Source organism: Micromonospora sp. NPDC047730 (assembly GCF_043204765.1).
Taxonomy (GTDB): domain Bacteria; phylum Actinomycetota; class Actinomycetes; order Mycobacteriales; family Micromonosporaceae; genus Micromonospora.
In genome coordinates, this window is sequence record NZ_JBIDCU010000006.1 from 313,449 (window position 1) to 328,287 (window position 14,839).

Here is a 14,839-nt window from a genome sequence, read left to right on the forward strand (position 1 = left end):
TCAGGCCCCGGGGGCGGCGCGTTCCGCGAGTGCCCGCAGCTTCCGGACGGCCTCGGCGGGGTCGTCGGCGCCGTAGACGGCGGTGCCGGCGACGAAGGCGTCCGCGCCCGCCTCGGCCGCCTGCGCGATGGTGTCGGCGGCGATCCCCCCGTCGACCTCGATGCGCAGTTCGAGGTGGCCGCTGTCGACGTGCCGGCGGGCGGCGCGCACCTTGTCCAGCAGTTGCGGGATGAAACGCTGCCCGCCGAAGCCCGCCTTGATCGTCATGATCAGCAGCGTGTCGAAGCTCGGCAGCAGCTCCAGGTACGGCTCGATGGGCGTGTCCCGGTCGATCGCCAGCCCGGCCTTCGCGCCGGCCGAGCGGAGGTCCTTGGCCAGCGCCACCGGGTCGTCGCACGCCTCGGCGTGGAACGTGACGTTGTACGCCCCGGCGTCGGCGTAGCCGGGGGCCCACCGGCGCGGGTCCTCGATCATCAGGTGCACGTCGAAGGGCAGCTCGGTGGCGGCCCGCAGGCTCTGCACCACGGGCAGCCCGATGGTCAGGTTGGGCACGAAGTGGTTGTCCATGACGTCCACGTGCAACCAGTCCGCGGCGTTCTCGACGGCACGGACCTCTTCGGCGAGGCGGGCGAAATCGGCGGCGAGGATGCTGGGCGCGACGATCGGCGGCGGTACGGTCACGGGGCCAGTGTACGAACGCGGTGATCGGCCGCCCGCAGCGCGCCACCCACGGGCACCCGGTGACCCGGTGGTGACCACTGGTGATGATCGACCGGGGTGCGGTGTTTCCTGTGGAGCGACGACCGGAAGCCGACCCGCTCGATGCGGGGCGCCGGCCCGCAGGGACTCCCCGCGATGTGAGCGCGGTGCCGTATGCTGCCGCACCGTGACGTGTCCGGCCGCCTCGCGCCGCCCGGACCACGATCGGCGGGAGGTCGGGGCGATGCGACGGTGGTGGACGGCGGCCGCGGCCGGCGCGGTGGCGGCCCTGGTGCTCGCCGGCTGCGGCACCCCGGCCGGCACCGACGGGGACCTGACCGACGACTGGCCGGCGCCCGCGGCACCGCAGGCGTTCGTCCCCGCCACCGGCGTCTGCCACCGGGACATCCAGGACGTCGGCTACCTCACCGCCTACAACCCGGTCGACTGCGCCGAGTCGCACCGCGTGGAGACCGTGCACGTCGGCACGCTCACCGGGGCGGCGACCGAGCGCAGCACGCCCCCGCCGGCCGGCTCGGCCGGCATGCGCGCCGCCCGGGCCGAGTGCGACACGAAGGTCAACGAGGTGGTCGGCGGGGACTGGCGCTCCGGCCGGCTCGGGCTGGGCGTCGTGCTGCCGTCGCCGCAGGCGTGGGGCGGCGGCGCCCGCTGGTTCCGCTGCGACCTGAGCGAGCAGACCAGCCTCGACGAGCCGAGCGCGAAGTCCCGGACGGGAAGCCTGAAGGGCGCCCTGGCCGGCGCCGCCCCGCTCGCCCACCGCTGCTTCAACCCCAAGCTGAGCGACGACGAGGTGCGGGAGATGGTGGCGGTGGCCTGCACCAGCAAGCACCACGCCGAGTTCGTCGGCGTCTGGCGGGCCCCGGACACCAGCTACGACGCCTTCACCCGGGACAGCCTCGGGGTGCACCGGGCCTGCCGCGCGTTGATCGCGAAGTACGTCAAGGTGCCGAACAACGGCGACCTGAAGTACCGGGCGGGCTCGATCTTCTACCACCCCCTCGAGCAGGAGTGGCGCAACGGCAACCGGGGCGTGCAGTGCTTCCTCTGGGTCAGCGACCGCAACCTGACCCGCTCCGTGAAGGGCGCCGGCACGAAGGGCCTGCCGGTCACCTGAGCGCCCGGACCGGCACCGGACCGACCCGCGACGGGGCGGCCACCCGAGGGTGACCGCCCCGTCGGGCGTCCGTTGTCAGGTGCGGCGCAGCACCGCGAGGAACATCGCGTCGGTGCCGTGCCGGTGCGGCCACAGCTGCACCGTCGGCCCGTCGCCGAGGCCGGGCATCCCCGCCGGCAGCAGCGGCCGGGCGTCGACGAAGTCGACCGGCACTCCCGAGCGGCGGGCCGCCTCGGTCACCGTCACGTGCGTCTCCACGGTGTGCGGGGAGCACGTCACGTAGGCGACCAGGCCGCCCGGACGGACGGCCCGCAGCGCCGCGGCGAGCAGCTCCCGCTGCAACCGGGTCAGCGGCGGCAGGTCCGACGGCTCGCGCCGCCAGCGGGACTCCGGCCGGCGGCGCAGCGACCCCAGGCCGGTGCAGGGAGCGTCGACCAGCACCCGGTCGAAGTGCGCCTCCGGCAGTTTCGGGTCGGCGCCGACCGTGCGGCCGTCGGTGTGCAGCACGGTCACCGGCAGGCCCCGGGTGGCCTGGGCGACCAGCCGCGCCCGGTGCTCGGAGACCTCGACGGCGGTCAGCCGCGCGTCCCGCTGCGCGGCGAGGGCGCCGAGCAGGCCGGACTTGCCGCCCGGGCCGGCGCACAGGTCGAGCCAGCGCCCGTCCGGGCCGTCCAGCGGGGCCACCGCCAGGGCGTTGGCCACCAGTTGGGAGCCCTCGTCCTGCACGTGGGCCCGCCCCTCGGCCAGCGCCGGCAGGTCGCCGGGCGCCCCGCCCGAGAGATAGACGGCGTACGGGGAGAAGGCCCCCGGGGCCCCGCCGACCTCGTCGGCCAGCGCGACCGGGTCGGCCAGCCCGGGCCGGGCGCACAGGTGCACCGGCGGGCGCTCGTTGTCCTCGATGAGCAGCCGGGCGGTCTCGCCGAGGTCGCCGCCGAGCGCCTCGGCGAAGGCCCGCACGATCCACTGCGGATGGCTGTACGCCAGCGCGAGGTGCCCGATCGGGTCGGTCTCCATCGGCGGGGCGAGCTTGGCCACCCAGGCGTCCGCGTCCCGGCCGGCGACCTCGCGCAGCACCGCGTTGGCGAAGCCCGTCGCGCCGGGGCCGACCGCGCGGACCAGGTCGACGGTCGAGGAGACCGCGGCGTGCGCCGGCACCCGGGTGTGCAGGAGCTGGTACGCCCCGAGCCGCAGCGCGTCGCGTACCGGCGGGTCGATGCGCTGCACGTCCCGCCCGGCCGCGTCGGTGAGGATCGCGTCGAGGGTGCCGAGGTGGCGCAGCGTGCCGTAGGTCAGCTCGGTGGCGAAGGCCGCGTCCCGGCCGGTCAGCCCGGTGTCACGCAGCAGCGACGGGAGCACCAGGTTGGCGTACGCGTCGTCCCGGTGCACCGCCGCGACGGCCTCGTACGCGACCTGCCGCGGCAGGTCCACCGCCGGGCGGGCCGGGCGGCGGCCGCCGTCGCGCCGGTCGCCGCCGGGGCGGGCGCCCCACCGGCCGCCCCCCGCCGGCCGGTCGCCGCGCCCGGGGCCGCCGGGCCGCTCACCGCGTCGCTCCGCCGGGAAACGGTCGCCGGAGGGCCGCTCGGGGCCCGTCACGCGAGTTCCTCCCCCGCGGCCACCCGGGCGCCGCGCGCCCAGTCGGTCGCCGCCATCGCCCGCTTACCCGCGGCCCGCACCTCGCCGAGCCGCACCGGGACGGTGGCCGTGCCGGCCAGCACGCGGGACTTCTCCACCAGCAGCTCACCCGGCTTCAGCTCCGGACCGTCGGCCACCGGGGCGACCGGGCCGAGCTTGACCCGCTCGCCCCGGAACGTCGTCCACGGCCCGGGCGCCGGCGTGCAGGCCCGGATCCGCCGGTCCACCGCGAACGCCGGGTCGGACCAGCGCACCCGGGCGTCCTCCACGGTCAGCTTCGGCGCCAGCGACACCCCGTCGGCGGGCTGCGGCTCGGCCCGGGCGGTGCCGTCGGCGATCGCGTCGAGGACGGCCACCAGCAGGCCCGCGCCGGAGTGGGCGAGCCGCTCCAGCAGGTCGCCGGAGGTGTCGGCCGGGCGGATCTCGTCGGTGAGCGTGCCGTAGACCGGCCCCGTGTCGAGGCCCTCCTCCAGCTGGAAGACGCTGGCCCCGGTCAGCTCGTCGCCGTGCAGTACGGCGTGCTGGACGGGCGCGGCCCCGCGCCACGCGGGCAGCAGGGAGAAGTGCAGGTTGATCCACCCATGCCGGGGGATCTCCAGGGCGGCCGGCGGCACCAGCGCGCCGTAGGCCACCACGGGGACGCAGTCCGGGGCCAGCTCGCGCAGCCGGTCCAGGAACTCCGGCTCGCGCGGGCGGGCCGGGGTGAGCACCTCGATCCCGTGCTCGTCGGCCCACGCCCCGACGGGGGACCGGGACAGCCCGCGCCCCCGCCCGGCGGGCGCGTCGGGGCGGGTGACCACGGCGACCAGCTCGTGGCGGGAGGCCGCCACGGCGGCCAGGGCGGGTACGGCGACGGCCGGGGTGCCGGCGAAGATCACGCGCACGGGCGGCTCACCGACCCAGGCCGAAGGGGCTGCTGGCGGTGTGCGGGTTGAGCTTCACCGTCGGCGGGGCGGCCGGGTCGTACCACTCCGCCTGGCGGATCGCCTTCATCGCCTCCTTGCGGCCGGCCGGGTCCAGCCGGTCCACGAAGAGCACCCCGTCGAGGTGGTCCGTCTCGTGCTGCACGCAGCGCGCCATCAGGCCGGTGCCGACGATCTGCAGCGGGTCGCCGTAGCCGTTGAAGCCCTTGGCGATCACGTTCTGCCGGCGCTTGGTGTCGAAGTAGAGGCCCGGAATGGACAGGCAGCCCTCCGGCCCGTCCTGCTCCTCGGCGTCGGGAAACTCCAGCACCGGGTTGACCAGGTGGCCCAGCACGTCGTCGACGTCGAAGGTGAACACCCGCAGGCCCACACCGAGCTGCGGCGCGGCGAGGCCGGCGCCGTTCTGCTCGCGCATCGTGTCGGTCAGGTCCGCGATGAGCTTGCGCAGCTCGACGTCGAAGTCGACCACCGGATCGGCCGGCGTGCGCAGCACCGGATCCCCGAACAGACGGATGGGCTGGACGGTCACTCGGCGTGGCTCCTTCGGCTGGACGACGTGGTGCCGTACCAGTCTACGGAGTGCCGGGAGCCGTCCCGGGCGGCGTACCACGTTGCGCGCCGCCGGTTCCGTGTCGATGATCACCACGCAGCCGGTCGTACGTCCGGTCGGCCCGCGGGCGCCCGCGGAAAAGCCACCGGTCCTGAGGTGTGGCCGACCGGGCGGCTCAGGCGCCGGCGCCCGGCTCCCCGGCCAGCACCGTGCCCCCGCCGAGCAGGGCGTGCTCCGGCAGCGGCAGCTCGATCTTGTGGGCGGCCTCCCAGTCGTGGATCAGGGTCGGCCGGGCCTGGGCGGCGAAGTAGTCCACCGCGCTCATCCCGCCGACCACCTGCTCGTCGACCTCGGCGACGAGTTGGGCCGGCACCAGGCGGAAGCCGTTCTGCAGGGCGGCGCTGAGCCGGCGGTGCCCGTCGACCACGAAGAAGTACTCCCCCGTGTAGCCGATCCGCAGCGGCTCCAGCGCCTCGTCGCCGGCCGCGGCGACGTCGCCGACGAACTCCGAGTCCCACAGGTCGCGCAGGGCGGCGATGTCCTCGGTCGGGTAGACCCGGGCGGGGTCGAGCAGCAGCAGCGGCGGGGCGTCGCGCAGCACGTCCGCGCACAGCCGGCCCTCGTACGCGTCGACGATGTGCTCGATGACCTCGTCCGCCGAGGCGCGGGTGGTGTCGCAGATCAGGTCGTAGTTGCGCAGCCGCGCCTTGTCCACCCCGTAGCGGACGATGAACCGGCCCCGCTCGCTCTCGCTGCGCTCCCGCAGCTTGGCCGTGGCTTCCTCCAGCGACGTGTAGCTCTCGGCCGGGCCGGAGGGGCGGGCGAGCACCCGGCGGGCCGCCTCGCCCGGCTCGGTGATCATGTGCACCTTGAGCGCGTCGGTGAAGAAGTGCCAGGCCAGCCGGGAATCCATGACCAGCCGCTCGCCCGAGGCGGCGATGTCCCGCTGGAGCTGGTCGACGTAGCCGTCGACGGCCTGGTCCAGCTCGGCGTGCAGGTTGAGCTGAAGCGCGGTCATCTGCCGCTCCTGCGCCATCTGCCGGTAGAGGTCACCGACGCTGACCCGACGCAGGCCGAGCCGCTTCGCGATCTCCACCGAGACGGTGCTCTTGCCGCTGCCGAGGTCACCATTGAAGACGATCGACTGACGAACGGTCACGACTGGTCCACCCCTGATCACCGGCTGATTGACATCATCGACATCGCGCCGAACCGACGCGCTCCCGCCATCGTCGCGCGATCCTGCGACAACTCCAGCTCGGCGCGTCTGACGCCGCGCCCCGACCTGGAGCCGTCGTACGCCCCGGCATGACGGGCGATGCTATCACCCGATCGCGGGCCGCCCGCCGTACCCGGCGTGCGACGGCGGGCCGGTCGGGCGCCCGGAACGGCGGGACCGTGCGGCGGATCACGGGCGGCCCATCACGGGCGGCCCATCACGGGCGGCAGGGCCGTGGCGAGGGATCGCGGTCGTGGCGACGGATCACCGGCGGCCCGGGCAGGGCGGCGGATCACCGGCGGCCCGGCCGTGGCGACGGACCGCCGGCGGCCCGACCGTGGCGACGGACCGCCGGCGGCCCGGCCGTGGTCGCGGGCGGCGCGGGTGTCGTCCCGGTCAGAAGAGGCTGAGTGGGTCCACCTGGAGACGGACCGGGTCGACGGCCTTGCGCGCCGTGCGCACTCCGGCCGCCGAGTGCAGCGCACCGGCCAGCGCGACCGCCCGGGCCCGGGGCACCCGGACCAGCATCCGCTCCCGCTCCCCGTCGGCCGGCACCGGCCCGAGCAGCTCGGCCTCGGCCGGGAGCCGGGCCTCGGCCAGCAGGTCGGCCACCGCCGCCGGCGGGCCGGTCACGCTGGCCATCCGCACCGCCGGCGGGAAGCCCAGCTCCCGCCGCTCGGCCAGCTCCCGGGCGGCGAACCAGGCGGCGTCCCAGCGCAGCAGCGCCTGCACCGGGGCGAGGGCGCCGTCGGCGACCACCACCACCCGGCCACCGCCGGCCGCGGGGCGGGCCAGCGCGGCGGCGGCCAGCCAGCGGCGCAGCGCCTCCTCCCCCGCCCGCAGGTCGGCCCGGGTGAGCAGGGCCCAGGAGTCCAGCAGCAGCACCGCGCCGAAGCCGCCCTCGGCGACCGGCTCGGCGCCGGGGGTGGCGATGACCAGGCCGGCGCCGCCCGGCACGGTGGCGAGCACCTCCTCACGGCCGGAGGTGCGCACCGGCACGCCGGGGAAGGCCCGCCCCAGCTCCTCGGCCGTGCGCCGGGCGCCGGTGACGGAGGCGCGCAGCCGCCGCCCGCCGCACTCCGGGCAGGCGTACGCGGCGGCGACCCGCCCGCACCACCGGCAGGCCGGGGTGCCCTCGGCCGAGGGCAGCGCGAGCGGCCCGGCGCAGTGCGGGCACCGGGCCGGGGTCCGGCACTCGGCGCAGGCCACCGAGGGCAGGTAGCCGCGGCGGGGCACCTGGACCAGCACCGGCAGGTCGGCCCGGATCGCCTCGCGGGCGGTGGTCCAGGCCAGGCTGGGCAGCCGGGCGGTGGCCGCCCCGGGGTCCCGGGCCAGCTGCGGGTCGTCGCCGGTGGGCGCGATCGCCGGCATCCGGGCCCGCAGGGTGGCCCGGTCGGCCACCACCTCGCGGGCCCACCCCGTCTCCACCAGCAGCTGCGCCTCGGCCGTGCGGGCGAACCCGCCGACCAGGGCGGCGGCGTCGCCGAGCTGGGCGCGGGTGAGCAGCACCTCCCGGGCGTGCGGGTAGGGGGCCCGGGGCTCGGCGTGCAGGTCGTCGCCGTCGTCCCAGATCGCCACCAGGCCGAGGCGGGCGACCGGGGCGAACATCGCGGCGCGGGTGCCGACCACCACGGGCACGTCGCCGCGCCGGGCGGCGAGGAACGCCCGGTAGCGCCGGGCGGGGCCGAGGGCGGCGGAGAGGCAGACGTGCCGCCCCGGGCCCAGGGCGGCGTGCAGGGCGACGTCGAGGCGATCCAGGTCGCGGTTGTCGGCGACCACCACCACCGCGCCCCGGCCGCCGGCGACGGTCGCGGCGACGGCCTCGGCGTACCGGGCGGGCCAGTCCTCCCCGGGCAGCGCCGACCAGACCGCGCGGGGTGCCCGCCCGTCGGCCAGCGCCCGGAGCAGGGCCGGCCCGGCCGGGTAGTCCCGCCAGGCGTCCGGACCGGGCCCGACCACCGGCCCGGCGCCCGCCGGGGCGTCCACCGGCACCGCGACCTCGGGCACGGCGACCTCGGCGGGACCGTCGTCCGGCACGCCGGAGCCTCCGCCGGACGCCGTGCGGCCGCCCTCCGGCGCCGCGCCGTCTCCGCCGGACACGTCGGCGCCTCTGGCGGACACCGCCGCGTCCCCGGCCGGCACGGGCGCGTCCCCGGCCGGCACGGGCGCGTCCCCGGCCGGCGCGGGCGCGTCGCGGGCGCGGACGTCCTTTTCCACCCGGGCGTGCCGGGGCGGTACGGCGAGGCGGAGCACGTCGGCGAGGCTGCCGGCGTAGCGGTCGGCGACCGCCCGGGCCAGCCGGGCGACCTCCGGGGCGAGCACCGGCTCCGGCGACACGACCTTCTCCAGGTACGCCAGTCGGCCGGTGTGCCCCGAGTCGTCAGCCCGCTCCAGCAGCCAGCCGTCGACGAGCTGCCCCGCGAAGCGGACCTTCACCCGCGTGCCGGGAACGGCGTCGGCGTCCAGCTCGGCGGGGACGAGGTAGTCGAACGGGCGGTCCAGGTGGGCCAGGGGCAGGTCGACGCAGACGCGAGCGACCGGCGACCCCGCAGCGGGTCGCCGGTCGCTGCGCCTGGTGCCGGTCAGGCTCCCGCGGCCGACTTGAGGTCGGCGGCCCGGTCGGTGCTCTCCCAGGTCAGGTCCGGCAGCTCACGGCCGAAGTGGCCGTACGCGGCGGTCTGCTGGTAGATCGGGCGGAGCAGGTTGAGGTCGCGGATGATGGCGGCCGGCCGCAGGTCGAAGACCTCGGTGACGGCCTGCTCGATCGAGGCGACCGGCACGGTCTCGGTGCCGAACGTCTCGACGAAGAGGCTGACCGGGTGGGCCTTGCCGATCGCGTAGGCGACCTGCACCTCGCACCGCTCGGCCAGGCCGGCGGCGACCACGTTCTTGGCCACCCAGCGGGTCGCGTACGCCGCCGAGCGGTCGACCTTCGACGGGTCCTTGCCGGAGAACGCGCCACCGCCGTGCCGGGCGTACCCGCCGTAGGTGTCGACGATGATCTTGCGTCCGGTCAGGCCGGCGTCGCCCATCGGCCCGCCGATCTCGAACCGGCCGGTCGGGTTGACCAGCAGCCGGTAGCCCTCGGTGTCCAGGCCGAGGCTCTCCAGCTCCGGGGCGATGACGTGCTCGCGCACGTCGGGGGTGAGCAGCGATTCCAGCGAGATGTCCGCGGCGTGCTGGCTGGAGACGACCACCGTGTTGAGCCGGACCGGGCGCAGCCCCTCGTACTCGATGGTGACCTGGGTCTTGCCGTCCGGGCGCAGGTAGGGGATGGTGCCGTCCTTGCGCACCTGCGACAGCCGGCGGGCCAGCCGGTGCGCCAGCGCGATCGGCAGCGGCATCAGCTCGGGCGTCTCCGAGCAGGCGAACCCGAACATCATGCCCTGGTCGCCGGCGCCCTGGGCGTCCAGCGCGCTCTCCGAGGCCCCGGTACGCAGCTCGAAGGCGTTGTCGACGCCCTGGGCGATGTCCGCCGACTGGGCACCGATGGAGACGTTGACGCCACAGGAAGCGCCGTCGAAGCCCTTCTTCGACGAGTCGTAGCCGATGTCGAGGATGGTCCGACGGACAATGGTCGGGATGTCGGCGTACGCCTTGGTGGTCACCTCGCCGGCGATGTGCACCTGGCCGGTGGTGATCAAGGTCTCGACCGCGACCCGGCTGCGCGGGTCCTCGGCGAGCAGGGCATCGAGAATGCCGTCGCTGATCTGGTCGGCGATCTTGTCCGGGTGGCCTTCCGTGACCGATTCGGAAGTGAAGAGGCGGCGTGTCACGGCACTCCTAGCTTGTGGATAAGTCGTTCCGCGGAAGTCTAGTCATCCGCGCGCGCGCCGGGGGCCTTCGGTCATGCTCGGTTCCAGCCGTCAGGAACGGTCGGGCAACCGGGCCGCCGCGAGATCCCAGACGGCGTCGGCGAGGTCCTCCTTGGACTGTTCGGGCAGCCGGCTGACCGACCCGTCCGCGCCGATGACGGTCGCCGCGTTGGTGTCGGCGCCGAAGACCTTGTCGGTGCCGACCTCGTTGATGACGATGAGGTCCGCCCGCTTGCGGGCGAGCTTGGCCCGGCCGTTGGCCTCGGCGTCGCCGGTCTCCGCGGCGAACACCACCAGCACCTGCTCCGGACGACGGCGCTGGCCCAGCTCGGCGGCGATGTCCGGGTTGGTGACGAGCGCGATGGTGGGCGCGTCGCCGTCGTCCGACTTCTTGATTTTGCCAGGCGCGTAGGTCGCCGGGCGGAAATCGGCCGGAGCCGCCGCCATCACCACCACGTCGGCCCCGGCGGCCGCCGCGAGCGTGGCCTCGCGCAGCTCGGCGGTGGTGCCGACCCGGACCAGGTCGACGCCCGCCGGGTCGGGCAGCGAGACGTTGGCCGAGATCAGGGTGACCCGGGCCCCGCGGGCGACGGCGCAGCGGGCGAAGGCGTAGCCCTGCTTGCCGGAGGAGCGGTTGCCCAGGAAACGGACCGGGTCGAGGGGCTCGCGGGTGCCGCCGGCGGTCACCACCACGTGCCGCCCGGCCAGGTCGGCGGGGGCGGCGAGGCCTCGGGCCAGGGCCCGGCGGGCGACCGCGAAGATCTCCGCCGGGTCGGGCAGCCGACCCTTGCCGGTGTCGGCCCCGGTGAGCCGGCCGACGGCGGGCTCGACCACCCGGACGCCCCGGGAGCGCAGCGTCGCGACGTTGGCGACGGTGGCGGGGTGCTCCCACATCTCGGTGTGCATGGCCGGGGCCAGCACGACCGGGCAGCGGGCGGTGAGCAACGTGTTGGTCAGCAGGTCGTCGGCGAGGCCGTGGGCGGCCTTCGCGAGCAGGTCGGCGGTGGCCGGCGCGACCACGACGAGGTCGGCCTGCTGGCCGAGCCGGACGTGCGGCACCTCGTGCACGTCGGACCAGACGTCGTCGGCGACCGGCTGGCCGGAGAGCGCCGCCCAGGTCGGCGCCCCGACGAAGCGGAGCGCCGACGCGGTCGGCACGACCCGGACCCGGTGACCCGACTCGGTGAAGAGCCGCAGCAGCTCGCACGCCTTGTAGGCGGCGATGCCGCCGCCGACCCCGAGGACGATCCGGGGGGACATCGGCGCGGGGCGGGTTACGGCTGGTCGGTCGGCTCGGCGGTGAGCAGGCCCGCGTTGATCTCGCGCATGGCGATGGAGAGCGGCTTCTCCTGCGGGGTGGTCTCAACCAGCGGGCCGACGTACTCCAGCAGGCCCTCACCGAGCTGGCTGTAGTAGGCGTTGACCTGGCGCGCGCGCTTGGCGGCGAAGATGACCAGCGCGTACTTCGACGTCGTCTTCTCGAGGAGCTCGTCGATCGGCGGGTTGGTGATGCCTTCGGGGCTTGCGATGGATCCCACGAATTAACCTCTGCGTCTATCGCACCGCGGACAGCGGTGCTGGCGCTCAACCGCGCAGATGCGGTCGCGCCGGAGCCAGGAAAGAAGAACCGGACAAGCCTACCAGCTCCTCGACGACCCGATCGGTGAGGTCGTGCGGGACGGTGTGGTCGAACGCGGCGAGGGTGCCCGCCGGGGGGACGATGCCGGGCGGGTGCAGCAGCACCAGCCGGGCGTCGGGCAGCGCCGCCCGGACCAGCAGCGCGCCGGCGACGTCGAGGCCGAGCAGCACCGGCTGCCCGACGGCCAGCCGGGCCCGCACCGGCCCGCCCGGCGTGCCGCGCCGGTGGGGTCCGGCCCGGCTCCACTCCAGCAGCTCCCCCGCCGCGACCATGCGGTCGAACTCCGGCGGGGTCAGGAAGAGGCGGTCCACCCCGTCCAGCTCGCCCTCCCGACGGGGGCGCGTGGTGGCCGGCACCGGGACCCACACGGACGGAGAACGCGCCCGGACGCACTCGACGACACTCTCCGTGCCCGAACCCTCAGGTCCGGCCAGGACAGTGAGCCGAGCCGCCGGGCGCGCCTCGTCATCCGTGCTCACTGCTTGTTTCTACACGCTGCCAGCCTCAGTTGGCGGCGAACTCCCCAAGCAGTGCCTTGCGCTGCTGCTCGCCGAGGCCACGCAGGCGACGGCTGTCGGCGATCTTGAGCTTCTCCATGATCTGGGTGGCCCGGATCTTGCCGATACCCGGCATCGCCTGCAACACGGCGGAGACCTTGAGCTTGCCGACGACGTCGTCGGACTCGGCGCGCTCGAGGACGGCTCCGAGGGTGGTCTTGCCCTGCTTGAGCTGCTCCTTCAGCTCAGCACGGGCCTTGCGGATCTCCGCGGCCTTCTCCAGCGCGGCAGCGCGCTGTTCCGGGGTCAGTGACGGGAGCGGCACCAGTTCTCCTCAGGTCCCTATCGCGACGGGCGGGACGCCACGCCGCATCTGTGAAACGTGGTGTCGCTGTGAACCAAGGGGTCCATGGTTCCCAGCGCCGGGAAAACTAGCGGCCAACGACGGTTTCGGCAACGTGGACGCGCGATGATCATCGCAAAGTGACCGAGCCGTCAGTCAGTCAGCCGGCGGTCAGGGCAGCCCGGCAGTCGGTCAGGGCCCTGTCAGCGGCGGCCCGCAGCGCGGCCGGGTCCGGGCCCGCGTTCAGCACCTCGCGGGAGTACGAGGGCAGCACGGCGGGCAGACTGGAGCCGAAGACGACGCGCAGATCCGCCGCGGTGGCGCCCTGCGCCCCGAGGCCCGGGGCGAGCAGCGGGCCGTTGACCCGGGACAGGTCGTGGCCGGTGTCGCCGATGGTCGCGCCGACCACCAGGCCGAAGCTGCCGAGCGGCTCCGCACCCGCGTTGAGCTGCGAGATCTCGTCGATGACGGTCTGCGCCACGGTCCGCCCGTCGGCGGTGCGGGCGCGCTGCACGGCGGCGCCCTCGGGGTTGCTGGTGAGCGCCAGCACGAAGACCCCGCCGCCGTGCTCGGCAGCCAGATCGAACATCGGAGCGAGCGAGCCGACGCCGAGGTACGGGCTGACCGTCACCGCGTCGACATGGACCGGACTGGATGGGTCAAGGTACGCCGAGGCGTACGCGGCGACGGTCGAGCCGATGTCGCCGCGCTTGACGTCGAGGAGAACGAGCGAGCCGGCCTCGCGTAACTGTCGGATAGTTGACTCTAGGATCGCCACTCCGCGCGAGCCGAACCGTTCGAAAAAGGCCGACTGGGGCTTGACCACCGCGACCCGGTCACCGAGGGCTTCCGCGACCGTCCGGGCGAACCGGTCAAGCCCCCGGACGTCGTCGTCGAGCCCCCAGCGGGCCAGCAGCCCCGGGTGCGGGTCGATGCCGACGCAGAGCGGCCCACGCTCGTTGACGGCCCGGTGCAGGCGGGCGCCGAAGCTCTCCATCCGGTTCTCTCCCTCTCCTCGCCCGGGCGTCCGCCGCCCGGGGCACGCTCGTCTGCGGGCGGCGCGCCGCCCGCGTACTCTCGCCGGACCGTGACCGGCGGCTCAGCCGGCCCGCACGGCGGCGGCGACCCCGGCGGCGATCCGGGCCAGGTCGGCGTCGTCGGTGACGTACGGCGGCATGGTGTAGACCAGGTCGCGGAACGGCCGCAGCCAGACGCCCTCGGCGACTGCGGCGGCGGTGGCGGCGGCGAGGTCCACCTCGTGGTCGAGCTGCACCACGCCGATCGCGCCGAGCACCCGCACGTCGCGCACCCCCGGCGCGCCCCGCAACGGCTCCAGGCCGGCCCGCAGGCCCGCCCGCACCCTCGACACCTGCCCCGCCCAGTCCCCGGCCCGCAGCAGGCCCAGGGACGCGTTGGCGACCGCGCAGGCCAGCGGGTTGCCCATGAACGTCGGGCCGTGCGCCAGCACCCCGCCGGCGGAGATGCCCCGGGCGACCTCCGCCGTGCAGAGCGCGGCGGCCAACGTCAGGTAGCCGCCGGTGAGCGCCTTGCCCACGCACATCACGTCGGGCACCACCCCGGCGTGCTCGGCGGCGAACATGGCGCCCGTCCGGCCGAAGCCGGTGGCGATCTCGTCGAAGACCAGCAGCACCCCGTGCGCCCGGGTGACCTCGCGCAGCACCCGCAGGTAGTGCGGGTGGTGGAAGCGCATGCCCCCGGCGCCCTGGACGACCGGCTCCACGATGACCGCCGCCAGCTCGTGGGCGTGCCGCTCGACCGCCTCGACCAGGGCCGCCTCGTAGGCGGCGTCGGGCGGGGTGTCGAAGCCGCCGGGCGGGACGGGGGCGAAGACCTGGCGGGGCAGCACGTCGCCCCAGAGGTGGTGCATCCCGCCCTCGGGGTCGCAGACGCTCATCGGGTGGAACGTGTCGCCGTGGTAGCCGCCCCGCCAGGTGCCCAGCCGGCGGCGTTCCGGCCGGCCGGTGGCGCGTTGGTACTGCAGGCACATCTTCACGGCGACCTCGACGGCGACCGAGCCGGAGTCGGCCAGGAAGACGTGCTCCAGCCCGTCCGGGGCCAACTCGACGAGGGTGGCCGCCAGGCGGACCGCGGGCTCGTGGGTGAGCCCCCCGAACATCACGTGGCTCATCCGGCCGAGCTGGTCGGTGACCGCCGCGTCGAGCACGGGGTGCCGGTAGCCGTGGATCGCCGCCCACCACGACGACATCCCGTCGACCAGCTCCCGGCCGTCGGCCAGCCGCAGTCGTACGCCCTGTGCGCCCTCCACCACGTAGGGCGGGCTGGCCGGCGGCAGGGCCGCGTACGGGTGCCAGACGTGCCGGCGGTCGGCCGCCAGGATCTCCTCGGGTGTCACGCGCGCTCCTTCG

General features: G+C 75.4%; 14 protein-coding genes. 1 reads left to right on the plus strand and 13 read right to left on the minus strand.

Translation table 11 applies throughout. The annotated features are described in order from the left end of the window. Entirely contained in the window at positions 1-681 is a 681-nt protein-coding gene (rpe, locus tag ACGF5G_RS17445) for a ribulose-phosphate 3-epimerase (RefSeq protein ID WP_350708927.1), read from the minus strand. A 262-nt stretch (positions 682-943) separates the two neighbouring features. On the opposite strand from rpe, the gene ACGF5G_RS17450 reads away from it, so the two are divergent. Further along, complete coding sequence (locus tag ACGF5G_RS17450; protein WP_393263759.1) at positions 944-1,834, plus strand: septum formation family protein; 891 nt, start codon at positions 944-946, stop codon at positions 1,832-1,834. Between the two features lie 75 nt (positions 1,835-1,909). On the opposite strand, the gene ACGF5G_RS17455 is transcribed toward ACGF5G_RS17450, so the two are convergent. From ACGF5G_RS17455 to ACGF5G_RS17510, 12 genes are all read right to left on the minus strand, one after another. Next, on the minus strand, positions 1,910-3,427 hold the full coding sequence (locus ACGF5G_RS17455; RefSeq protein ID WP_393263761.1) for an RsmB/NOP family class I SAM-dependent RNA methyltransferase: 1,518 nt from the start codon (positions 3,425-3,427) through the stop codon (positions 1,910-1,912). Next, positions 3,424-4,350, minus strand: coding sequence for a methionyl-tRNA formyltransferase (gene fmt / locus ACGF5G_RS17460; protein WP_350708931.1), 927 nt, complete (start codon positions 4,348-4,350; stop codon positions 3,424-3,426). Before fmt ends, ACGF5G_RS17455 begins: the two co-directional genes overlap by 4 nt. A gap of 7 nt (positions 4,351-4,357) precedes the next feature. Further along, positions 4,358-4,918, minus strand: coding sequence for a peptide deformylase (gene def, locus ACGF5G_RS17465; RefSeq protein ID WP_393263763.1), 561 nt, complete (start codon positions 4,916-4,918; stop codon positions 4,358-4,360). 196 nt (positions 4,919-5,114) lie between these two features. After that, positions 5,115-6,098, minus strand: a complete 984-nt coding sequence (locus ACGF5G_RS17470) for an AAA family ATPase (protein WP_393263765.1) — start codon at positions 6,096-6,098, stop codon at positions 5,115-5,117. A 456-nt stretch (positions 6,099-6,554) separates the two neighbouring features. Then, on the minus strand, positions 6,555-8,675 hold the full coding sequence (locus ACGF5G_RS17475) for a primosomal protein N' (protein WP_393263848.1): 2,121 nt from the start codon (positions 8,673-8,675) through the stop codon (positions 6,555-6,557). A gap of 65 nt (positions 8,676-8,740) precedes the next feature. Further along, a complete protein-coding gene (gene metK / locus ACGF5G_RS17480; RefSeq protein WP_393263766.1) occupies positions 8,741-9,934 on the minus strand; it encodes a methionine adenosyltransferase in 1,194 nt (397 codons plus the stop codon). Between the two features lie 90 nt (positions 9,935-10,024). Continuing rightward, a complete protein-coding gene (gene coaBC, locus ACGF5G_RS17485) occupies positions 10,025-11,233 on the minus strand; it encodes a bifunctional phosphopantothenoylcysteine decarboxylase/phosphopantothenate--cysteine ligase CoaBC (RefSeq protein WP_393263768.1) in 1,209 nt (402 codons plus the stop codon). A 14-nt stretch (positions 11,234-11,247) separates the two neighbouring features. Next, positions 11,248-11,511, minus strand: a complete 264-nt coding sequence (rpoZ, locus tag ACGF5G_RS17490; RefSeq protein WP_101366725.1) for a DNA-directed RNA polymerase subunit omega — start codon at positions 11,509-11,511, stop codon at positions 11,248-11,250. Between the two features lie 46 nt (positions 11,512-11,557). Further along, complete coding sequence (locus ACGF5G_RS17495; protein WP_393263771.1) at positions 11,558-12,091, minus strand: guanylate kinase; 534 nt, start codon at positions 12,089-12,091, stop codon at positions 11,558-11,560. Between the two features lie 25 nt (positions 12,092-12,116). Beyond that, on the minus strand, positions 12,117-12,434 hold the full coding sequence (mihF, locus tag ACGF5G_RS17500; RefSeq protein ID WP_007458370.1) for an integration host factor, actinobacterial type: 318 nt from the start codon (positions 12,432-12,434) through the stop codon (positions 12,117-12,119). Positions 12,435-12,612: 178 nt separating this feature from the next. Then, complete coding sequence (gene pyrF / locus ACGF5G_RS17505; RefSeq protein ID WP_393263773.1) at positions 12,613-13,449, minus strand: orotidine-5'-phosphate decarboxylase; 837 nt, start codon at positions 13,447-13,449, stop codon at positions 12,613-12,615. A 102-nt stretch (positions 13,450-13,551) separates the two neighbouring features. Then, positions 13,552-14,826, minus strand: a complete 1,275-nt coding sequence (locus tag ACGF5G_RS17510) for an adenosylmethionine--8-amino-7-oxononanoate transaminase (protein WP_393263775.1) — start codon at positions 14,824-14,826, stop codon at positions 13,552-13,554. Positions 14,827-14,839: the final 13 nt, after the last annotated feature.